Origin of the sequence: Xanthomonas sp. BRIP62418 (assembly GCF_003993495.1) — a bacterium.
GTDB lineage: Bacteria > Pseudomonadota > Gammaproteobacteria > Xanthomonadales > Xanthomonadaceae > Xanthomonas > Xanthomonas euroxanthea.
In genome coordinates this window covers 198,429-219,979 of record NZ_QEZG01000049.1, presented here as the reverse complement: position 1 = coordinate 219,979, position 21,551 = coordinate 198,429, and the positions used below count along the sequence as shown (strand labels likewise).

The window sequence follows — 21,551 nt, the reverse complement described above, 5'->3', positions numbered from 1 at the left end:
ACGATCACGGTGGCATACCACTACGTCATGCAAAATCGGCATAAGGCGCGGCTTTGATGTCATTTCACCGCCTGCGTGCCGCTGCGCAGCATGGCATGCTTGCTGTTCAGCTGCGCCCCAACGGTTTGGAGATTGCTGTGACCCACCCCCGCTTCCGTCTTGTATCGACCGTGTTGTGCAGCCTGCTGGTCCTGGCCGGCCAGGCGGGCGCGCGCGACATCGGCTTGCTCAATGTCAGTTACGACCCCACCCGCGAGTTCTACCGCGACTACAACAGCGCCTTTGCCGCGCAGTGGAAGCAGCAGCATCCGCAGGACACCGTCACGGTGGAGACCTCGCACGGCGGCTCCGGTAAACAGGCGCGCGCGGTGATCGATGGCATCGAAGCCGACGTGGTGACGCTGGCACTGGCTTACGACGTCGATGCGATCGCCGAAAAGGCCAAGCTGATCGACAGCGACTGGGAAAAGCGCCTGCCCGACAACAGCGCGCCGTACACCTCGACGATCGTATTCCTGGTGCGCAAGGGCAACCCGAAGAACATCCACGATTGGCCGGACCTGCTGCGCTCGGGCGTGGCGGTGGTGACGCCCAACCCCAAGACCTCCGGCGGCGCGCGCTGGAACTACCTGGCTGCCTGGGCCTACGCCGACCACATCTTCAAGGGCGACCGCGAGCGCATCATGCGCTACATGCAAGCGTTGTTCCGCAACGTCCCGGTGCTCGATACCGGCGCGCGCGGCGCCACCACCACGTTCGTGCAGCGTGGCATCGGCGATGTGCTGCTGGCCTGGGAAAACGAGGCGCTGCTGGCGCGCGAGGAGCTGGGCAAGGACAAGTTCGAGATCGTGGTGCCGAAGCTGTCGATCCTGGCCGAGCCGTCGGTGGCGCTGGTCGACAAGAACGTCGACAAGCACGGCACCCGCGATGTGGCCGAGGCGTATCTGCGCTACCTGTATGCGCCGGAAGGGCAGAAGCTGGCGGCCAAGCATTTCTATCGTCCACGCCACCCGGAATTTGCCGACCCTGCCGATCTGGCACGGTTCCCGGACATCAAGCTGGTGACCATCCAGGACGCGTTCGGGTCGTGGGACAAGGCGCAGCAGGAACACTTCGCCGACGGTGGCGTGTTCGACCAGATCCAGGCAAAAAAGTAGGCGATGCAGATGTCGGTTGCACCCCACCCAGCGCCGGCACCGCGCCGACGCGTCATGCCCGGGCTGGGCTTGAGTCTTGGAATCACGCTGACCTGGCTGGGACTGATCGTGCTGATCCCGCTGCTGGGCATCTTCATCAAGACCAGCGGATTGGGCTGGGACGGCCTGTGGCGGGTGTGGAGCGAGCCGCGCGTGCTGTCGGCGTTGCGGGTGAGCTTCGGCACCGCGTTTGCGGCCGGCGCCTTCAATGCGGTGATGGGCACCTGGGTGGCCTGGGTGTTCGTGCGCTACAACTTTCCGGGCAAGCGCCTGTTCGATGCGGTGATCGACCTGCCGTTCGCGTTGCCGACCGCGGTGGCCGGCATCGCGCTGACCGCCTTGTACGGCGGCAACGGCTGGGTCGGGCGATGGCTGGAAGCGGTCGGCATCAAGGTGGCCTACACCCAGCTGGGCATCGTGCTGGCGCTGGTGTTCGTGGGGTTGCCGTTCGTGGTGCGGGTGGTGCAGCCGGTGCTGGCCGAGAGCGAGCGCGAACTCGAAGCGGCCGCCGCCACGTTGGGCGCATCGCGCTGGCAGACCGTGTGGCGGGTGGTGCTGCCGGGGCTCTGGCCGGCGGTCCTGACCGGGTTCGCGCTGGCATTCGCGCGCGGCGTGGGTGAGTACGGTTCGGTGATCTTCATCGCCGGCAACCTGCCCAATTCCACCGAGATCGCGCCGTTGCTGATCACCATCCGGCTGGAGGAATTCGACTACGCCGGCGCCACCGCCATTGCCGCGGCGATGCTGCTGCTGTCGTTCGTGATCCTGCTGGTGGTCAATACGCTGCAGGCACGCCTGCTGCGCTATCAACGGAGGACTGCATGAACGATGCTGTCTCGCCGCTGCCCGCCATGGTGCAGACCCGCCAGATGACCGAACAGGCGCGCCGGATCACCGACTCGGCCACCAACGAGCCGCGTTGGGTGCAGTGGCTGATGATTGTGGGTGCGCTACTGTTCCTGCTGGCGTTTCTGCTGCTGCCGCTGGTGCTGGTGTTCGCCGAGGCGCTGCGCGGCGGCTGGGAGACCTTCCTGCGTGCGATCGTCGACCCGGATGCGCTGTCGGCGATCAAGCTCACCCTGATCGTCACTGCCATCGTGCTGCCGCTAAACCTGGTGTTCGGCGTGGCGGCAGCGTGGGCTGTCAGCAAGCACCAGTTCCCCGGCAAGCGCTTGCTGATCAGCCTGATCGACCTGCCGTTCTCGGTATCGCCGGTGGTGGCCGGCCTGATCTTCGTGCTGATCTTCGGCCGCAGCGGCTGGGCATGGCCGTTGATCGACGAAGGCTGGCGGCTGCAGCTGCCGTTTTTTGGCGAGCTGCTGGTCCAGTTGCCGCGCATCGTGTTTGCGCTGCCCGGCATCGTGCTGGCGACGACGTTCGTCACTTTCCCGTTCATCGCGCGCGAGCTGATGCCGCTGATGGAGCAGCAGGGCAGCGATGAGGAGCTGGCCGCACTGAGCCTGGGCGCGAATGGTTGGCAGATGTTCTGGCGGGTGACCCTGCCCAACATCCGCTGGGGCCTGATGTATGGCGTGTTGCTGTGCGCGGCGCGCGCGATGGGCGAGTTCGGTGCGGTGTCGGTGGTGTCCGGGCATATCCGCGGGCGCACCAACACGCTGCCCCTGCACGTGGAAATCCTCTACAACGAATACGCCTACAGCGCCGCGTTTGCGTGTGCCTCGTTGCTGGCATTGACTGCGCTGCTGACGCTGGCGCTGAAGACGTACCTGGAATGGCGGCACGGCGATTCGCTCGCCGCCAACCACCGACATTGAGGTGAACATGGGCATCCGCATCCACCGCCTGCGCAAGCAGTTCGACACGTTCACCGCGCTGGACGACATCACCCTGGACGTGCGTCAGGGCGAGTTGCTGGCCTTGCTGGGGCCGTCCGGTTCGGGCAAGACCACCTTGCTGCGGATCATGGCCGGGCTGGAGCATGCCGATGGCGGCCAGGTGCTGTTCGGCGACGAAGACGCCACCCGCATGAGCGTGCAGTCGCGCCGGGTCGGTTTCGTGTTCCAGCACTACGCGCTGTTCAAGCACATGGATGTGTTCGAGAACATCGCCTTCGGCCTGCGGGTGCGGCGCGGCGCCGAGCGCTGGGCAGAAGCACGCATCCGCGCACGCGTGGAAGAGCTGTTGGCGCTGGTGCAGTTGCAGGGCCTGGAGCGACGCTATCCCACCCAGCTGTCCGGCGGCCAGCGGCAGCGCGTGGCGCTGGCGCGTGCACTGGCGATCGAGCCGCGCGTGTTGCTGCTGGACGAGCCCTTCGGTGCGCTGGATGCGCAGGTGCGCCGCGATCTGCGCCGCTGGCTGCGCGAGCTGCACGAGCGCACCGGCCTGACCACGGTGTTCGTCACCCACGACCAGGAAGAAGCGCTGGAGCTGGCCGACCGGGTGGCGATCCTCAATCGTGGCCGTATCGAGCAGCTCGACACGCCGGCGATGATCTACGACAAGCCAGCCTCGCCGTTCGTGTACTCGTTCGTGGGCGCGGTGAACCGCATTCCGGGTGTGCTGGCGCAAGGCCAGATCCAGGTCGCCGGGCACGTACTGCCGGCAGCCAATGCCGCGTTGGCGGCCGGCCCGGTAGAGGTCTACGTGCGGCCGGAAGATCTGGTGCCGGACGATGCCGGCTGGCCGGCCACGGTGGCCTGGTCGCAGCGCAGCGGGGCGCGTCTGCGGCTGCGCGCAACGCTGGAGCCGGCAGGCAACGAGGTGGAAGTGGAGCTGCCGGCATCGGCGGGCAGCTTCCAGCCTGGGCAGCAGCTGCGGCTGGCAGCGCGGCATTACGGTGTGTTTCCGGTCTGATTTGGGCCGGGATTCGGGATTTCGGGATTGGGAATTGGGAATTGGGAATTGGGAATTGGGAATTCGCAAAAGCGAAGCGAATCCCTGCTAATCCCCAATCTCCACTCCCGGCCCATCAAGATTCCGCGCGGGCGGTCGATGAGACAGAACCCTGACCGGCGTCATCTGCTCTCAAGCTTGTGCGCCAGGTCAAGCGAGCGCGACTTGTCTGTTGCGCTGCAATGACGGTTGGACTAATAAGGCATGGCAGTCCCGCCTCGCGCAATCCGACCGCCCATCGCTCCAGGAGATGTCCATGAAGCCGTCCTCGCTCGCGTATTGTCTGTCGTTGCTGCTGCTTGGTGTCGCGCCGTTGGCCCAGGCCCAGGATGAGGAGGCGCCCGCCTCGCCGTTCACCGGTACCTTCGCGGTGACCAGCGACTACCTGTTCCGCGGTATTTCGCAGACCAATGAGGAGCCCGCCTTCCAGGCCGGACTCACCTACAAGACGCCGTTCGGCCTGTACATCGGCACCTGGACCTCCAACGTTGACTACGGTGCCGGCGACCCGGATTGGGAAGTGGATGGTTTTGTCGGCTACAACACCGACCTGGGCACAAACTTCAATTTCGATGTGATGGTCAATCGCTACCAGTATCTGGGAGCGGGCGCGTCCAATTACGCCGAGCTGATCACCAAGACCACGTTCCTGAAGACCTATAGCCTCACCGTTGCCTATACCAACGATCTCTATGGCACCAAGACCGATGGCTACTACTACGCGCTGGATGCCAACTGGTCGCTGCCACACGACTTCACCTTCGGCGCGCATGCGGGGCACAGCGTCTATACCTCCTCGCTGAGCCAGGTGGACCACGACTACAACGACTTTGGCGTGAATGTCGGCAAGGTGTTCGGTCCGCTTGGCTTGAGTGTGGGCTATTACGACACCAGCGAAGCGGCGGAATTCGGCTTCGGGCGGCAGAATTCGCAGAACCATCTGGTGGCGACTGCGACAGTCACCTGGCCGTGAGGGCAATCGCCTGAACGGCGGTTTTGACGATCTGGCTATGTGGTGATGAGGCGGGAAGAGTCGATGCTCGGACTCCTAGGTGCCCTGAAGTTGAAAGACCCCAAGACTCAAATTGCGTTTGTCTTGTCTTTAAGTGATTGCAACGTAGTGATTGCAACGTGCGGATGGATCACTTGCAGATGCAGAGCCGCTGATCTGCTGCCTGGCTGCAGGGCCCTTGCCCGCCGACCATCGCAGGACACGCCGCAAGTACGTCCTGGTAGGCTCTTACGCGGCATCCATGCCGCGTAAGGTCCCGCGACGGTCGGCGGGCAAGGGCCAGTCGAGATGGTCGGTCTTTTGCAGCAGTCGCCCATGCGATAGCTCAAGCGTAGAGCGGCTGATCTGCTACCTGGCTGCAGGGCCCTTGCCCGCCCACCGACGCGGGACACGCCGCAAGTACGTCCTGGTAGGACCTTACGCGGCATCCATGCCGCGTAAGGTCCCGCGACGGTGAGCGGGCAAGGACCAGTCGAGATGGTCGGTGCGTGGTTGCAAGCAGACCATGGCGTGCATCGTCCGGATCACCTTGCGTCCGACAATTTTCCCGTCGCGCGCTGAGCAACGGGCGGACTGCCAACAAGCAATCTATGGAACTCTGGGCGTCTCAGCGCCTAGCAATAAGCGTGTTTTTTTACCTGACCACCGACTAACTTATTGGTGCAGTGAGGCCGCCGCGCCCTCGACCCACTAAGCGTTGCTTGCGTTGCCTGCGCTCTGAAAACGGACATGCAAAAGGCGCCTCGCGGCGCCTTTTGCGTTGAAACGTATTGGCCGGTCAGTTCCAGCTCAACACGACCTTGCCGGCCTTGCCTTCTTCCATCAGGTCGAAGCCCTTCTGGAAGTCGTCGATCGGCAACTGATGGGTCAGCACCTTGTGCAGCGGGAAGCCCGACAGCACCAGTTGCGTCATCTTGTACCAGGTCTCGTACATCTTGCGGCCGTAGATGCCCTGCACGGTGAGACCCTTGAAGATGATCTTGTCCCAGTCGCAACCGGCGCCGCGCGGCATGATGCCGAGCATGGCGATCTTGCCGCCGTGGTACATGCAGTCGAGCATGTCGTTGAAGGCGCGCGGGTTGCCGCTCATTTCCAGGCCCACGTCGAAGCCTTCCATGTGCAGGTCGGCCATGACGTCCTTGAGCGAGGTCTTGGACACGTTGACCACGCGCGTGGCGCCCATGTCGGCGGCCAGCTTGAGGCGGAAGTCGTTGACGTCGGTGACCACCACATTGCGCGCACCGATGTGCTTGCAGATGCCGGCGGCGATGATGCCGATCGGACCGGCGCCGGTGATCAGCACGTCCTCGCCGATGACATCGAACTCCAGCGCGCAGTGCGCGGCGTTGCCGTAAGGGTCGAAGAACGCGGCCAGCTCGGAGGGAATCTGGTCGGGGATGGGCCACAGGTTGCTGGCCGGCATCACCATGTACTCGGCGAAGGCACCGTTGACGTTGACGCCGATGCCGACCGTGTTGGGGCACAGGTGCGGGCGGCCGCCGCGGCAGTTGCGGCAATGTCCGCAGACGATGTGGCCTTCGGCCGACACGCGCTGGCCGACCTGGTAGCCGGTTACCGCCGAACCGAGCTCGGCCACGCGGCCGACGAACTCATGGCCGATGGTCAGGCCGGGGGTGATGGTGCGCTGGCTCCACTCGTCCCACAGGTAGATATGCAGGTCGGTGCCGCAGATCGCGGTCTTTTCCAGCTTGATCAGCACCTCGTTGGGGCCAGGGCTGGGAACGGCGACCTGTTCCAGCCAGATGCCCTTGTTTGCTTCGCGCTTGACCAGCGCCTTCATCGTCTGCGCCATCTGGCGGGACCTGCTGAGTGAAAGTAAGGCGGCGATTATATGCGGCGCGCGGTGAGTGCATGTGGCGGTGCAACAGCAATGGTCCCCGTGCGATCGGGGGCAGCGGTGGCGCTGGGTTGGTTGGTTGGCGGCATGTGTTTGTTGCGGGGCGGTTGCCCCCATCCGCCCTTCGGGCACCTTCCCCCGCAAGCGGGGGAAGGGCGGGGAAGTCGAGAAACAGGGAACGCAACAAACAGGGAATTCGAGAAGCGGGGAATTCGAGAAGCAGGGAGGCAACAAGTAAGGGATTCGAGGCGAGGGAAGCCAGCAAGCACGTAAGTCAACAAGCAGGCAAGTTGCAGTGCAGGAAGGGCCACCGCAGCGGGCCGATGCGATCGACGCCTTGCGTGAATGCGTCGGTGTCCATGCAGGGAGGGCAGACACGCAGGGAAGGCAGAAAGGAAAAGCGGGGAAGACAGAAGAGAATTAGGAAAAACAAGGAAAAGCTGGGGAGACAACAAGCAGATGAGGCCGAGATACGGAGCGGCCGAGCAGGCGTGAACGCGTGAAGCCCTGGAAAAGTAACTTGCCGACCTGCTCGAGGTATCGGGGACTGTCGGCATGCCTTCTCCCGCATGCGGGAGAAGGTGGCGCATAGCGCCGGATGAGGGCGCCTTAGGTGGTGCAAAGCTGCTTAGAACTTCACATCCAGGCTCATGAAGTACTGGCGCGGCGCGCCGACCACCATGGTCTGGTTGTAGCCCTGCGGATCGGAGGCTACGTAGCCGTTGGTGCCCGTGCTGGCGAAATAGCGCTTGTCGGTGAGGTTGGTGATGTTGAGCGCCAACGCCACATCGGCCACCCCGCCCACGCGACCGAAGTCGTAACGCGCGCCCGCATTGAACAGCCAGTACGAGGGCACCTGCGAATCGTTGAGGAAGGTGATGTAGCGCTTGTCGACATACTTGCCGTCCAGATCCAGGCGCAGGTTGCCGAGTTGGTAGCTGGCGCTGGAGGAGAACATCAACGCGGGGATGCCGACCACGTCCTTGCCGGAGGTGGCGACCACGCCGTTGTTGAGGTAATCGTCCTGGTAGCGCGAGCGATTCCACGACAGCGAATTCAACCAGCTCAGGCCTTCCATCGGACGCCACATCAAGGCCAGATCCGCACCTGCGCTATGCACGGCACCCACATTGCTCAGGATCGCCGCGCAGGTCTGCACCGCGCTACACGGCGAGGTGGTCAACAAGCGGTTGGAGAACTTGGTGAAGTAGGCATCGGCCGACAGTTGGAACTGCGCATCCTGCACGCGGTAACCCACCTGCACGGTCTGCGATTCTTCCGGCTCCAGCGTGGAGCGGCTGCGGTCGAACGCCGCCTGCGAGGTGCCGAACGGGGTGAAGCCGAATGCGGCGATGTTCTTGCTGTAGGAGGCGTAGATGTCCTGGCGTTCGTCCAGCTTGTAGTTGATGCCAACCTGCGGCAGGAAGTTGTCCTCGGCGCGGATGCGGCCCTGTGCCAGCGCGGTGGTCGGCACCAGGGACTGCGCACGCGTGGTGGTGCTGAGCGCCTTTGCACCGTAGTTGATGGTCAGGCGGTCGTCGAGCAGGCGCACGCTGTCCTGCAGGTACAGCATGCGGGTCTGGGTGGTGTAGCGCTGCAGGAAGTCGCGGCGGAACGGCGTCTGCACTTCGTACACGTTGTACAGCGAGGTATAGCCCTCGTTGCCGAGCGCGAAGTAGTTGCGCTGCTGCGTGGTACGTGCGTTTTCTGCCCACAGGCCCACTTCCAGATCGTGGTTGCCCCACGACCATTTCAATGCGCTGGTGCCGCCGTAACGATCCAGGCCGTAGTCGGTGGTGCGCATCGACAGCGGAACCTGCGCAGACGTCGGCACATAGGGCGTCACCCACTGACCTTCACCACGGTTGGCATGGTAGTAGCCGGTGGCATCCAGCGTGGCGCCGCCGAACACGAACGTGCCCGACAAACCGGCCAGGTTGTCGCGGCGCAGACCGCCGCCGGCGTAGTAGCTGGCGTCGAGCCAGCTGTAATCGTCGGGCAGCCCGGCCAGTGATTGCGGATAGCCGTTGGCCACGCCGCTGGTGGCGCCGGTGGTTTGATACGCACGTGCCATCTGCACCGCGGTGGCCCAATCCGGCTGCAGATAGTCGTGGTCCCAGCCCAGCGCGCGCTGGCTGGTCAACGACAGGTCCATGTAGTCGTATTCCTTGCGCCGCGAGGTATCCACGAACAGGCTCAGACGGTTGCCATCGCCCCACTGGTAGACGGTCTTGAGGTTGGCCTGCTCGGATTGCTGGTCGCCGAAGCCTTTCCACTTGTCGGTGCTGGCATTGGCGTAGGACAGATACGCCGACAGGCCATTGCGGTCGCCGGTGTCGCCACGCACGAAGGTGCGCCGCGTGGCATCGCTGCCGACCGTCTGCACCAGGCGCAGGCCGGGCGTGGTCTGCGGATCGGCCGAGTAGAACTGCATGGTGCCGCCGAGGTTGGTGTTGGACGCAGTCCCGAGCGCACCGGCGCCTTGCGCGATCTCCACCGAGCCGAGGTTCTCCGAAATGATGGCGCGGGTGATGTGCAGCCCGTTGGTGACGCCGTAGCTCATGTTGCCGAGCGGAATGCCATCGAGCGTGTAGCCCAGCCGGCTCTGGTCGAAGCCATGCAGGGTGACCTGCGTGGACCACTCGTAGGTGCCGAACGGATCGGCCGACTGGAACTGCACGCCCGGCAATTTTTCCACCGCCTTGAAGGCGCTGCTGCCCGGTGTCAGCTGCTCGATGTCCTGCCGGCTGATGCGCTGGACCTGGCGGGTGCTGCCTTGCGACACCACATTGATTGCGTCCAGCTGGGTGGCATTGGCGGCGGCATCGGCCACGGTGGCCGGGGCATCGGCTACCGGCGCCTCTGCAACGGCAACCGGTGTGGCCGCAGATGCGATGACCGGAAGCAGCGCGGCCAGGGCAAGCGCCAGCGGAGTGACATGAAAGCGACGAGCGGAAGTCATGGGGGAATCCTGTTCAAGCACGGCTGAGGGCGACGCACGGTGCAAGACCGGCGTTTCGCGACGCAGGGTGTCAACGACGTATGAAACATTGATGACGGTGGCTGTCGCAAAACTGTCGTGCTTGACCGCTATACGTGTCCTACCCGGCCGCAGTGCGCGGCATGTACACGTATTTCTCGCAGGTCCCGTAGCCATGACGTCTTCCCCCTCGCGCCGCGATTTCCTCAAGCGCGTCGCCGCGCTGACCGCCGCCGGCGCCTTGCCGTCCTCGATCGGCCGCGCACTCGCGCTGCCGGCCAACTCGCGCACCGGCACGCTGCGCGACATCGAACACGTGGTGATCCTGATGCAGGAAAACCGCTCCTTCGATCATTACTTCGGCGCGCTGCGCGGCGTGCGCGGCTTCGGCGATCCGCGCCCGTTGCAGCTGCGCGATGGTCACCCGGTATGGAGCCAGCCGGCTGCCGATGGACGCCGCCTGTTGCCGTTCGCCTTCGATTCGCAAAACACGTCCGCGCCGTTGATCAAGAGCCTGGATCACTCCTGGAAAGCCGGCCACGGGCAGGACCCGGCGCGCTGGGCCGAGTACGACGCCTGGGTGCCGTACAAGGGCGAATTGACGATGGGGTATTTCCAGCGTCACGACATCCCGTACTACCACGCACTGGCCGATGCCTTCACCATCTGCGACGGGTATTTCTGTTCGTTGCACGGGCCGACCAATCCCAATCGCATGTATCTGTTCACCGGCACCAGCGGCACCAGCGTGGGCAATCTCGGCGCGCAGGTGGTGACCAACGCCGACGACGGCAACTGGACCGCCGACATGGCACGCGACAAGCCCGGGTATGCGGCGATGGACTGGACCACCTACGCGCAGCGCCTGCAGGCCGCAGGCGTGGATTGGCGCGTGTACCAGGAGTACGACAACTTCGGCTGCAACTCGCTGGCGTATTTTTCGCACTATCGTGATCTGCACCCCGACGACGAACGCTATCGGCGTGCGCGTGCCTGCGTGCCCGGTTCCACCGCCGACAACGCCGCCACCACGCAGGCCGAGCATCTCATCGCCGCGATCGCCGCCGACGTGCAGGCCGACCGCTTGCCGCAGGTGTCCTGGATCGTGCCGCCCACCGCGTACTGCGAACATCCGGAAGCGCCGCCGGCCTATGGCGAGTCGCTGGTGGCGCGACTGATCGATGCGCTCACCGCCAACCCACAGGTGTGGGCCAAGACCGCGTTGATCATCAACTACGACGAGAACGACGGCTTCTTCGATCACGTGCCCGCAGCGTTGCCGGCACTGGATGCGCGCATGGGGCGCAGCAATGTCGACACGCGCGGGGAGGTCTACGCGGGCGTGCCAATGGGCTTGGGCATCCGCGTGCCGATGCTGGTGATCTCGCCCTGGACGCGCGGCGGCTGGGTCAATTCGCAGGTGTTCGATCACACCTCGGTACTGCGGTTGCTGGAACGCCGCTTCGGCGTGGCCGAACCCAACATCAGCCCGTGGCGCCGGGCGGTCAGTGGCGATCTGACCAGCGTGTTCGATTTCCGCAAGCCGGACGATTCGGCAGTGAGTGCTCTGCCGTCGGTCGATGACTACCGCGCGCGCACCGCCGCGGTGCGCAACAAGCCGCTACCGGTGCCGCCGACCAGGGCCAGCATGCCGCGCCAGGAGCCGGGACAACGTCCGGCGCGCGCGTTGCCGTATGCCTTGCAGGTGCATGCGCGCGAGCGGGGCGACGGCGGCGTGCAGCTGCAGTTCGTCAACAGCGGCGCTGCGGCGGCCGCGTTCAATGTCTACACCAACGCTGCGAGTGGCGGCCCTTGGTACTACACCGTGTTGCCTGGCACCCGCGTCGACGATGTGCCGGTCGATGCTGCGCACAACGGTGCCTATGTGCTGAGCGTGCATGGACCCAATGGCTTCCTGCGCGAATTCGCCGGCGACCTCGCTGCGGCCGGGACGCAATCGGCAGCGCCTTGGTTGGAGGCGCGGCAGGACGGCGAGGTGCTGGTGCTGGACATCGGCAATGCCGGGCAGCAACCGTGCACGCTGCAACTGCGCGCGCTGGACTATGCAGACCCGACCGCGCGCTCGCTGCACCTGGCTGCAGGTCAGCGCCAGACCGTGCGTCTGGCGCTTGCTGCCAGTGATCACTGGTACGACGTGGTGCTGGAACAACCGGGCGCGGCATTCCGCCGCCGCCTGGCCGGGCATCTGGAAACCGGCAGGCCCAGCCGCAGCGATCCGGCATTCGGGCGCGCCTGAGCCGGCGCCGGGACGCGCCGGTGATGGACGCGCAGGGCAGGCGGGTCGGCCTGGCCTCGACGGCAACCGGGAGTCGGTGAGCCGCAACGGGATCTTCGATCCGGCGCTGACCCGCAAGATCGCCGTGGATAGCCGGTATTTGCGTTGGGTCATGCCGGAGTCGCCCCGCATCGCAGCTGTTGCAGCAACTCGGCCTGCGCTGACACGGGCGGCCGGCACCGCAGCGGGAGGGGTTATCATGCGCTCCCGTTTCGCTGCGGCGAGCCGGCCCCTTCCCCCAAGGAATCTCTCGCGCATGCGCATCCTGCTTGCCCGTCACGGCGAGACGCCGTGGAACGCCGAAGGCCGCTACCAGGGCCAGATCGATATCCCGCTGTCGCCGGTCGGCGAAGGCCAGGCCGCCGCGCTCGGCGCGCGTCTGCAGTCGTTGGAGATCACCCGCGCGGTGGCCTCGCCGCTGTCACGCGCGCAGGCCACCGCCAGGCTGGCGCTGGGCAGCGCGCGCGAAGACCTGCTGCAGACCGATGCAGACCTGCAGGAAATCGCCCACGGCGAATGGGAGGGCCTGCTGGCCAGCGAGATCCACGACAAGGATCCGGCACGTCTGCGCGCCTGGCGCGACGAGCCCGACACCGTGCTGATGCCCGGCGGCGAATCCCTGCGTCAGGTGCTGGACCGCAGCTGGCGTGGCCTGGCGCGCGCGGCCGATGGCCTGGGCGCGGCCGACACCTTGCTGGTGGTCGCGCACGATGCGGTCAACCGCGTGATCCTGTGCAAGATCCTGGGCCTGCCGCTGTCCAGGCTATGGACCTTCCGCCAGGCGCCGACCACGCTCAACCTGCTCGAAGGCGAGGACGTGGATCACCTGGAAGTGGTGCGGCTCAACGACTGCGCGCACCACACGCCGTTCTTTGGCGAAGCCAAGCATCGGGCGCTGTAAGGCAACGCCCGGCAAGGATGCAGGATCGCGCTGTGGTGCGTCATCGCCGGACCGTCGCCAATTGGCCCAAGGTGCTTCGGTGCGCTGTCTTGGGCAGTGTGTGCGGCCTGTTGGCGCTAGGGGTGTTTTCCGATTTCATTCCCGCACCGTTTCTTTCGGGTCGAAACTGGGTAGCGCCGATGGTGCTGCTGGGAGGCGCATTGACGGTGCTGATCTTTGCGCCGGCCTATCGCATCGGCGGATGGAAGGCGGTCTTCGGTACGCGGCCGCTGAACACGGTTCTGGCGATCTGCCTGGCGCCGCCGCTGTTGGGATTTCTGTGCTGGCTCGTACTGGCTCTAGGGGCGCCGTGGGTGTACACGCGTATGGCCGGTGTCGATTTCAAGGAAACGCATGTGATGCAGGTCGAGTACTTTCAAAGCGGGCGTTCGTGCAAATACAGATTGCGTGGTGGACCACTGAAAAATCGGTTTCCTGGCCAACTGTGCATCACCGAGGCGCTCTATCGTCGGCATCTCGATCAGCAGGTGACCGTGGTGTTGACCGGCCAGCGCTCGCTGTTGGGAATGCGGGTTGCAGCGATCGAAGACGCCCGGTGATCGGGACGTCCGACACAGACAACTGGAGTCGGCAACGACAGGCGCATGCGCCTGGGCAAGATGGCGTCGTTTGTCCGACTACGTGAGGGTCTGAAAATTCGCGATAATGCGGTTCTTCCTGCGCAGTCCTCGCCGTGAACGCAACCGACTCCCTCTCCGACTGGCTCGTCTATATCGAGCAGCAGCATCCAAGCACCATTGCCATGGGCCTGGAGCGCGTGCGCGAGGTGGCGGCACGTCTGCAGCTTGCCGCGCCTGCCAGGCACGTCATCGTGGTCGGTGGCACCAATGGCAAGGGGTCCACCGTGGCCTTCATCGAGGCGATCGGGCGCGCCGCCGGCTGGAAGGTGGGCAGCTACACCTCGCCGCATCTGCTGCGCTACAACGAGCGTGTGCGCATCGATGGCGTCGATGCGAGCGATGCCGCGCTGGTCGAGGCATTTGCGGCGGTCGAGGCAGTGCGCGGCGACACCACGCTGACCTATTTCGAATACGGCACGCTGGCGGCGCTGTGGCTGCTGCAGCGCTCCGCGCTGGACCTGGCGGTGCTGGAAATCGGACTGGGCGGGCGCCTGGATGCAGTCAATATCGTCGATTCGGACGTGGCGGTGATCACCACCGTGGATATCGACCATACCGATTGGCTGGGCGAAGACCGCGAAGCGATCGGCGCCGAGAAGGCCGGCATCATCCGCGCCTGGAAGCCGGTGGTGCTGGGCGAAATCGACCCGCCATCGAGCGTATTGCGGCGTGCCTACCAGCTGGGCGCCAACGCCATCCGCGCCGGCAGCGATTATTTCTTCGAGCCGATCGAGGCGCAGCATCCGGAAGCGCCGCAGTGGCGCTGGCGTGATGTCGCGGTGATGCTGGAACTACCGATGCCCGCCCTGCACGCGCCGGTGCAGCTGGCCAATGCGGCCGCGGCAATTGCCGCGCTGCAGGCCTTGCCGGAAGCGCTGCCCGATGCCGCGTGGGCGCAGGGAATTTCCAGCGCGCGGGTGGTCGGGCGATTGCAGCGCTGTGACGTCGATGGCGTGCAGGTGCTGCTGGACGTCGGCCACAACCCGCAGGCCGCGCGCGCGCTGGCCGATGCACTGGGCGCGCAGGCGCACACGGGCAGCACGCATGCCATCTACGCCGCACTGGCGGACAAGGACGTGCTAGGCGTGGTGGAGGCGGTGGCCACGCAGGTCGACCACTGGACCCTGGCCGGGCTGGACGGCGCGCGTGGGCAGTCGGCGCAGGCCTTGCAGGCCCGTCTGCAGGGCAGTGCGGCAGCGCAGGCGGTATGTCACGGCGATGTGGCGGGCGCATTGGGCGCAGTGCTGGCGCAGGCCGCCCCCGGTGATCGGGTGCTGGTGTTCGGCTCGTTTCATACCGTTGCCGACGCGCTAAACGCACTTCGTTCAGTCCACCCGGGGCGGTAGCCCGGCTGCGGCCTTATAATCGCCGCGGCACCCCGCCACGCCGCCTTTCGTCTCTCTACGTGGATACTGCTCTGAAACAGCGACTGATTGGCGCCATCGTCCTGGTGGCGCTCGCCGTGATCTTCCTGCCGATGCTGGTCAAGGGCCCTGCGCCGTCGAGCGGCGTGGCCGACGTGCCGCTGGAGGCACCTGCCGCACCGGCCAATGGCGAGTTCGAGACCCGCGAATTGCCGCTGGTCACCCCGGGCGATGCGCCGGCCGGTGGCGCGCTGGGCATGCGCGGTGCCGCCACGGCGCCGGCCGCGGTGCAGGACAACCCCGATGCAGCCGATCTGGCCAACCCGGCCAGCACGCCATCGGCACCCGAGGTGGCGGCCGGCAACTACGCGGTCAACTTCGGTGCCTACGCCACCAGCGCCGATGCCGACGCGGTACTGGCGCGGCTCAAGCAGGCGCAGCTGCCCGGCTTCAGCGAAAAGACCCAGATCAACGGCCGCCCGGCCTGGCGCGTGCGCGTGGGGCCGTATGTCGATCAGGCCCAGGCCGAAGCGGCGCGCCTGCAGGCGGTGAAGGTGCGCAGCGATGTCAACGCCCAGGTGGTGACGCTGGATGCCAACGCCGGCGCGCCGGCGCCGGCAGCCAGCACGCCGGCGCCCGCGACGGCCGCCAAGCCGACCAGCAGCGTGGCCGCCGCCGGCACGACCGCCCCGACCAAGACCGAAAGCCTGCCGCCGGAGCCGGCCAAGCCGGTGGCCACCGCGCCCAAGCCGGCCGAAGCGCCCAAGCCCGCCCCGGCCAAGCCGGAGGTGGCGAAAACGGAGCCGGCCAAGCCCGAGCCGGCCAAGCCGGTCGTCGCGGCGCCCGCCGCGCCGGCAGCGCCTGCAGCCAGCTCGGTCGGCTTTGCGGTGCAGCTGGGCGCCTTCGGGCGCGCCGAAGACGCCGACGCCTTGCGCGACCGCGTGCGCGCCGCCGGCTTCAGCGCCTTCGTCGAACAGGTGCGCACCGACAAGGGCGCGCTCAACCGCGTGCGCGTCGGCCCGGTCGCCAATCGCGGCGATGCCGAACAGCTGCGCGCGCAGGTGGCGGCCAAGGTCGGCATTTCCGGCATGGTGCGTCCGCATCCGTAAGCCACTGCGCCGCCGTCGGGCGGGCGCGGTCAGTGCCGAGGATCGGCAGTCGGGTGGTTCGCTGCGTGGTGCGGCTCGCCCGCAGCACGCCGGGTCACCGTTTCGCGTGGTATCGCCGGCGGCGAGCGGATTCCTGATCGCCTCACACCCATGGAGGGGAGCGCAATGAACACCGAGCCAGGTTGGACCAGCGGCGTGCGCGCCGCGCGGAGAAGTGGGCAATGATCGACATGGTGCTGGGCGTCATCATCCTGGTGTCGGCCCTGTTGGGCCTGCTGCGCGGGTTTGTCGCCATCGTGGTCGGCACGCTGTCGTGGTTGCTGGCCGGCTGGGCGACGTTCCAGTTCGGCGGCCCAGCCGCGCGCTGGATCGCCGATGGCAAGCATCCGTCGGCCACCGAGTCGTTCGGCGGCTACGCGATGGTGTTCGTCGGCGTGCTGATCACCGTGGCGGTGATCGGCATGGTGATCCGCGCCGGCGTGGATGCGGTGCGCCTGGGCGGGATGGACCGCATGCTCGGCTTCGGCCTGGGCCTGGTGCGCGGCGGCTTTCTGGCCAGCGTGCTGGTGCTGCTGATGAGCTTCACGCCGCTGCCGCGCGAGCCGGCCTGGCGCCAGTCGATGCTGATGCCGATGCTGTCGCCGGGCGCGAGCTGGATGCGGGCGCAACTGCCGGCCTGGCGGATGCCGTCGATGGACATGCCATCGATGGAACTCGGCAACCTGTCAACGGAGTTGGGGAAGTTGCCCTCGGCAGGCGATAATGCGGACCTGGGCAAGGCGCTGTCCGGGTCCGGTCTGAGCGACACCATCACGCGTGCGCTTGGACAACCCGGCAAAGCTGCCAGCGACGGACGCAATCCGGCGCAGGCGATGCCGGCCAATATCGATCCGGCGCAGGTTCGCGGCGGAGAAAGCGACCCGGCTCGGGTCGAGCCCCAAGGCCAGGCACGGCCCCCTTCACAGTAACGGCGCAAGCCGTAGCGGAGAACGCGCACCATGTGTGGCATCGTCGGTATTGTCGGCAACCAGAACGTCGCCGGGCAGCTGTATGACGGCCTGACCGTCCTGCAGCATCGTGGGCAGGACGCCGCAGGCATCGCCACCGCAGACGGCACGCGCCTGCGCGTGCAAAAGGCCAACGGGCTGGTGCGCGATGTCTTCGACGAGAAGAAGATGGCGGTGCTGGAAGGCCGTGTCGGCATCGCGCATTGCCGCTATCCGACCGCAGGCTCGGAAGGCATGGACGAGGCGCAGCCGTTCTACGTCAACTCGCCCTACGGCATCGCGCTGGCGCACAACGGCAACCTGATCAACACCGAGGCCTTGCGCCAGCAGGTGTTCGAGGCCGACCGCCGCAACATCAACACCGATTCGGACAGCGAAGTGCTGCTGAACGTGTTCGCCTACGAGCTGGATGCGCAGCGCATGCTCACCCCCGAGGCGGCGATCCGCGCAGTGGCCGGCGTGCACCGCCGCTGCAAGGGCGGCTATGCGGTGGTCAGCGTGGTGCTGGGCCTGGGACTGGTGGCCTTCCGCGACCCGCACGGCATCCGTCCGCTGGTGCTGGGCAAGCGCGAGCACGCCGAAGGCACCGAATACATCGTCTCCTCCGAATCGGCTGCCCTGGACATCCTCGGCTACCAGCGCGTGCGCGACCTGCGCCCCGGCGAGGCGATGGTGATCACCGCGCGCGGCGAGCTGTTTTCGGAAGTCTGCGCCGCGCCGACCGTCAACGCGCCGTGCATCTTCGAGTATGTGTACTTCGCGCGCCCGGATTCGATGATCGACAACATCTCGGTGCACAAGGCGCGCATGCGCATGGGCCTGAAGCTGGGCGAGAAGATCCTGCGCCTGCGCCCGGATCACGATATCGACACCATCATTCCGATCCCGGACACCTCGCGCGATGTGGCGCTGGAGATGTCCAACGTGCTTGGGGTGAAGTACCGCGAGGGCTTCGTCAAGAATCGCTACGTGGGCCGGACCTTCATCATGCCGGGGCAGGGCGAGCGGCAGAAATCGGTGCGTCGCAAGCTCAATCCGATCCACCTGGAATTCCGCAACCGCGTGGTGCTGCTGGTCGACGATTCGATCGTGCGCGGCACCACCAGCCGGCAGATCGTGCAGATGGCGCGCGACGCCGGTGCACGCAAGGTGTATCTGGCCTCGGCCGCGCCGCCGGTGCGTTACCCCAATATCTACGGCATCGACATGCCGGCGGCCGAAGAACTGATCGCGCATGGCCGCAGCGAGCTGGAAATCCAGGAATTCCTCGGCTGCGACTGGCTGATCTACCAGGATCTGGAAGACCTGGAAGTGGCGGTGCGCGAAGGCAACCCGGACATCCAGCAGTTCGATTCCTCGTGCTTCAACGGCGAATACATCACCGGCATCGAGCCGGGCTATTTCGAACGCATCCAGCAGCTGCGCTCGGACGATGCCAAGAAGCGTCGCCGCGCATAACGGTCTGCGCTAGCGCTGCAGGCCGGCGCTCCCCAGGCATGGCATGGCGTCCCTGTGCCACGCGGACCGGCTGCGTGGTGATCGCGTCAGCTGGCTGCAGTCGGGCGCGACATGGCGTGCGCTGCGGTGGTTCGGCAGTGTCGCCGGCCGCTGTGGATGTGCGCAGACCGAACATGCGATGGCGGCGTCGGGATGGCGATCGCCGCTGCAGCGTGAAGCGCCAACTGCCGGTGTTGTCGGCCCTGCGGTTTATCGCAAAGACGGAGTGATGGACACGATGGATCTTCTGCAAGCCGCACATGCCTGCCTGCAGGCGGCCGATCCGCTGGAGAAGGTCGCATTGACGCAGCAGTATGCGGCCGCGTTCCGCGCCGGCACCTTGCCGCTGCCATCGCCGCAGGCGGCGCCACCGCAGCCGATCCGCATGCCGGGCCGGCCTGCCAGGCCGGTGCTGGTGCATCCGCGGCAGGTGCCGCGGCGTGGGTTGGGCAGCCTGGAAGGGCGCGCCGCCTTTATCCACGCCATCGCGCATATCGAGCTCAACGCCATCGATCTGGCCTGGGATGCGGTGTATCGCTTCCGTGGGCTGCCGGAGGCGTTCTATGCCGACTGGGTTGGCGTGGCCGATGACGAATCGCGCCACTTCATGCTGCTGCGCGCGCGGTTGCACGCACATGACCACGACTACGGCGACTTCGCCGCGCACAACGGCCTGTGGGAAATGTGCGAGAAAACCGCGCACGACGGCCTGGCGCGCATGGCGCTGGTGCCGCGCGTGCTGGAAGCGCGCGGGCTGGATGTGACGCCGGCGATGATCGTCAAACTGCGTTCGCTCGGCGATACCGCCACTGCCGAGGTGCTGGACACCATCCTGCGCGAGGAAGTGGCGCACGTGGCGGCCGGCTCGCGCTGGTACCGCTGGTATTGCGCGCAGGCCGGCATCGAGCCGCGCGCGCGCTTCAAGGCGCTGCTGCACCAGTACGCCGGCGGTTACCTGCACGGGCCGTTCAATCTGCAGGCGCGGCTGCTTGCCGGCTTCGACGAGGACGAACTGGCCGATCTGGTGGAGCAGGCCGGCTGAGCAGCCGGTGGTGGGAGGCGTGGGCCGTAGTTGCACGCTCGCTCGAGCACCGTAGGCGGGCAGATCGAATCGGCCCGTACCGATGCCGCGCTGCCTGAAACGCCCGCCGTGTCGTGCATGCAGCACCGGGCGCACTGCGTGCGGAGCGAGCGCAACGTGCCGCATCGATGCGTACCGCCACCGGTCGCCCCGACAGTCACGCGAACTCGATGTCGCCGGACACCGCAGACGACGTGCGTCGCAACGCGCCTTCGACTGCCGGACTGTGCGCTGGGTCCTTCCATGCAGCCGCCGGAATCGCATCCATTCAACGGTAGACATCACAAAAACGTAATTTTCTTTTGTAACAACTTGCAATCCGGACGGCACGGCGCGCCTTAATGGCGTCCCGGGGGCAGGGGCCCGGTGTTTCACATCCGTTACTTCCATGTCTAAGGAGAGAGAGACGATGAAGTCGAAGTCGATGTGCACCACGGTGGGCCTGATCGCCATGTGCCTGGCCGGTTCGGCCGCCGCTGCCGGCAAGCCGCTGTATCAATCGGGCCCGGCGTTGAGCCGCAGCGCGGCCGCCACCGCCACTGCCGAACCCTCGTTGCAGCGCCTGCTCAGCGCACCGTCCACGGCCAACGCGCAGGTGGTCCAGCTCGACGCCGGTGCGGTCACCGCCTCGGAAAAGCTGCTGGAGTTGCAGTTGGACGGCCAGACCATCACCGCCACCCAGGCCAAGGTCGATGCCCTGGAAGGCGGCGATAGCGTGTGGTACGGCAACCTCGGCCAGCGCGCCGGGACCCGCGCACGCACGCTGTCGGGGGTGGATCCGCTGAACTCGGCCATCCTGGTGCGCAGCGGCGATACCGTCACCGGCACCATCCGCTACGCCGGCAAGCTGTATCGGCTGCGCCCGCTCGCCGATGGCCGCCACGTCCTGGTGCAGGTGGAGGAAAGCCGCTTGCCGCAGGAGCACCCGGCCGAATACAGCCTGTTGCCGAAGATCGACATGCCCAGCGACGGGCGCGTCACCGCGGCCGCCGCATCATCGGGCAGCCCGGCGACCATCCGCGTGCTGGTGGTGGCGACCAATCAGGCGGTGACCGCCTACGGCGGCAACATGCAGTCGCTGGTGCAACTGGCAGTGGCCGAGGCCAACCAGGGCTACATCAACAGCAATGTCGGCATCACCCTGCAACTGGCGCGCTACGAGACCACCAGCTACAGCGAAACCGGCAATTTCACCACCGACCTGCAGCGCTTCCGCGTGACCAACGATGGTTACATGGACAGCATCCACACCAGCCGCAACACCTACACCGCCGATGTGGGCGTGATCGTGTTGAACAACAGCAGCTACTGCGGCCTGGCATCGGGGATCGGCTCTACCGCCGCGACCGCGTTCGCCTCGGTGTACTGGGATTGCGCCACCGGCTATTACAGCTTCGCGCATGAAATCGGCCATCTGCAGAGCGCCCGTCATGACGCCACCAACGACCCGAGCACCTCGCCGTACGCCTACGGGCACGGTTATCGCTACGGCAACAGCTGGCGCACCATCATGGCCTACGACTGCAGCAGCGGCTGCCCGCGCCTGAACTACTGGTCCAACCCCAACATCAGCTACAACGGCGTGCCGATGGGCAATGCCAGCACCGCCGACAATCAGCGCGTGCTGGTCAATACCAAGGCCACCATCGCCGGCTTCCGCTGAGGACCACGCGTCTACCGCTGTCGGCCCGGCACCGCAGGTGCCGGGCCTTTGCCG

General features: G+C 66.2%; 16 protein-coding genes and 1 pseudogene. 15 read left to right on the top strand and 2 right to left on the bottom strand.

The window, feature by feature from the left end; translation table 11 throughout:
- Positions 1-56 precede the first annotated feature (56 nt).
- The 5 genes from EO174_RS19285 (at position 57) to EO174_RS19265 (ending at position 5,022) form a co-directional block, all read left to right on the top strand.
- On the top strand, positions 57-1,157 hold the full coding sequence (locus EO174_RS19285; protein WP_104649506.1) for a sulfate ABC transporter substrate-binding protein: 1,101 nt from the start codon (positions 57-59) through the stop codon (positions 1,155-1,157).
- Positions 1,158-1,160: 3 nt separating this feature from the next.
- On the top strand, positions 1,161-2,021 hold the full coding sequence (gene cysT, locus EO174_RS19280; RefSeq protein ID WP_119129705.1) for a sulfate ABC transporter permease subunit CysT: 861 nt from the start codon (positions 1,161-1,163) through the stop codon (positions 2,019-2,021).
- Positions 2,018-2,971 (top strand): sulfate ABC transporter permease subunit CysW, encoded by a 954-nt coding sequence (gene cysW / locus EO174_RS19275; RefSeq protein WP_104649508.1) that lies wholly within the window; start codon positions 2,018-2,020, stop codon positions 2,969-2,971. The genes cysT and cysW overlap by 4 nt, the downstream gene beginning before the upstream one ends.
- A gap of 7 nt (positions 2,972-2,978) precedes the next feature.
- Entirely contained in the window at positions 2,979-4,010 is a 1,032-nt protein-coding gene (locus EO174_RS19270) for a sulfate/molybdate ABC transporter ATP-binding protein (RefSeq protein WP_126946757.1), read from the top strand.
- 295 nt (positions 4,011-4,305) lie between these two features.
- A complete protein-coding gene (locus EO174_RS19265; RefSeq protein ID WP_104582474.1) occupies positions 4,306-5,022 on the top strand; it encodes a TorF family putative porin in 717 nt (238 codons plus the stop codon).
- Between the two features lie 817 nt (positions 5,023-5,839).
- Here EO174_RS19265 and tdh read toward each other — a convergent pair.
- On the bottom strand, positions 5,840-6,874 hold the full coding sequence (gene tdh / locus EO174_RS19255) for an L-threonine 3-dehydrogenase (protein ID WP_180496889.1): 1,035 nt from the start codon (positions 6,872-6,874) through the stop codon (positions 5,840-5,842).
- Positions 6,875-7,547: 673 nt separating this feature from the next.
- Complete coding sequence (locus EO174_RS19250) at positions 7,548-9,881, bottom strand: TonB-dependent receptor (protein ID WP_126946754.1); 2,334 nt, start codon at positions 9,879-9,881, stop codon at positions 7,548-7,550.
- A gap of 193 nt (positions 9,882-10,074) precedes the next feature.
- Here EO174_RS19250 and EO174_RS19245 point away from each other — a divergent pair, with 193 nt between their 5' ends.
- The 10 genes and pseudogenes from EO174_RS19245 (at position 10,075) to EO174_RS19205 (ending at position 21,497) form a co-directional block, all read left to right on the top strand.
- A complete protein-coding gene (locus EO174_RS19245; RefSeq protein WP_126946751.1) occupies positions 10,075-12,156 on the top strand; it encodes a phospholipase C, phosphocholine-specific in 2,082 nt (693 codons plus the stop codon).
- 14 nt (positions 12,157-12,170) lie between these two features.
- A pseudogene (locus tag EO174_RS23430) lies at positions 12,171-12,359 on the top strand (S46 family peptidase); the annotation flags it as partial.
- A 92-nt stretch (positions 12,360-12,451) separates the two neighbouring features.
- Positions 12,452-13,096, top strand: coding sequence for a histidine phosphatase family protein (locus EO174_RS23000; RefSeq protein ID WP_164740270.1), 645 nt, complete (start codon positions 12,452-12,454; stop codon positions 13,094-13,096).
- Positions 13,097-13,218: 122 nt separating this feature from the next.
- The gene (locus tag EO174_RS19235; RefSeq protein WP_343132550.1) at positions 13,219-13,695 is read left to right on the top strand and encodes a hypothetical protein; all 477 of its coding nucleotides are present in this window, start codon (positions 13,219-13,221) and stop codon (positions 13,693-13,695) included.
- A 134-nt stretch (positions 13,696-13,829) separates the two neighbouring features.
- Complete coding sequence (gene folC, locus EO174_RS19230) at positions 13,830-15,122, top strand: bifunctional tetrahydrofolate synthase/dihydrofolate synthase (protein ID WP_126946745.1); 1,293 nt, start codon at positions 13,830-13,832, stop codon at positions 15,120-15,122.
- 59 nt (positions 15,123-15,181) lie between these two features.
- Positions 15,182-16,249 carry an SPOR domain-containing protein gene (locus tag EO174_RS19225; RefSeq protein WP_126946741.1) on the top strand — a complete coding sequence of 356 codons (1,068 nt, stop codon included), beginning with the start codon at positions 15,182-15,184 and terminating at the stop codon, positions 16,247-16,249.
- 221 nt (positions 16,250-16,470) lie between these two features.
- Positions 16,471-17,217: a CvpA family protein gene (locus EO174_RS19220; RefSeq protein ID WP_126946738.1), complete on the top strand. Its 747-nt coding sequence runs from the start codon at positions 16,471-16,473 to the stop codon at positions 17,215-17,217.
- Between the two features lie 30 nt (positions 17,218-17,247).
- The gene (gene purF, locus EO174_RS19215; RefSeq protein ID WP_104582292.1) at positions 17,248-18,714 is read left to right on the top strand and encodes an amidophosphoribosyltransferase; all 1,467 of its coding nucleotides are present in this window, start codon (positions 17,248-17,250) and stop codon (positions 18,712-18,714) included.
- 268 nt (positions 18,715-18,982) lie between these two features.
- Positions 18,983-19,795, top strand: coding sequence for a ferritin-like domain-containing protein (locus tag EO174_RS19210; protein WP_206515092.1), 813 nt, complete (start codon positions 18,983-18,985; stop codon positions 19,793-19,795).
- 448 nt (positions 19,796-20,243) lie between these two features.
- Positions 20,244-21,497 carry a zinc-dependent metalloprotease gene (locus EO174_RS19205; protein ID WP_126946732.1) on the top strand — a complete coding sequence of 418 codons (1,254 nt, stop codon included), beginning with the start codon at positions 20,244-20,246 and terminating at the stop codon, positions 21,495-21,497.
- Positions 21,498-21,551: the final 54 nt, after the last annotated feature.

Excerpts from the sequence above, each read along its gene's own strand:
- EO174_RS19285 (WP_104649506.1), top strand. The coding sequence starts at position 57 with ATGTCATTTCACCGCCTGCGTGCCGCTGCGCAGCATGGCATGCTTGCT.
- EO174_RS19250 (WP_126946754.1), bottom strand. The coding sequence starts at position 9,881 with ATGACTTCCGCTCGTCGCTTTCATGTCACTCCGCTGGCGCTTGCCCTG.
- EO174_RS23000 (WP_164740270.1), top strand. The coding sequence starts at position 12,452 with ATGCGCATCCTGCTTGCCCGTCACGGCGAGACGCCGTGGAACGCCGAA.
- EO174_RS19220 (WP_126946738.1), top strand. The coding sequence starts at position 16,471 with ATGATCGACATGGTGCTGGGCGTCATCATCCTGGTGTCGGCCCTGTTG.
- EO174_RS19205 (WP_126946732.1), top strand. The coding sequence starts at position 20,244 with ATGAAGTCGAAGTCGATGTGCACCACGGTGGGCCTGATCGCCATGTGC.
- EO174_RS19265 (WP_104582474.1), top strand. The coding sequence starts at position 4,306 with ATGAAGCCGTCCTCGCTCGCGTATTGTCTGTCGTTGCTGCTGCTTGGT.
- tdh (WP_180496889.1), bottom strand. The coding sequence starts at position 6,874 with ATGGCGCAGACGATGAAGGCGCTGGTCAAGCGCGAAGCAAACAAGGGC.
- cysT (WP_119129705.1), top strand. The coding sequence starts at position 1,161 with ATGCAGATGTCGGTTGCACCCCACCCAGCGCCGGCACCGCGCCGACGC.
- EO174_RS19245 (WP_126946751.1), top strand. The coding sequence starts at position 10,075 with ATGACGTCTTCCCCCTCGCGCCGCGATTTCCTCAAGCGCGTCGCCGCG.
- cysW (WP_104649508.1), top strand. The coding sequence starts at position 2,018 with ATGAACGATGCTGTCTCGCCGCTGCCCGCCATGGTGCAGACCCGCCAG.
- EO174_RS19210 (WP_206515092.1), top strand. The coding sequence starts at position 18,983 with ATGGACACGATGGATCTTCTGCAAGCCGCACATGCCTGCCTGCAGGCG.
- purF (WP_104582292.1), top strand. The coding sequence starts at position 17,248 with ATGTGTGGCATCGTCGGTATTGTCGGCAACCAGAACGTCGCCGGGCAG.
- EO174_RS19270 (WP_126946757.1), top strand. The coding sequence starts at position 2,979 with ATGGGCATCCGCATCCACCGCCTGCGCAAGCAGTTCGACACGTTCACC.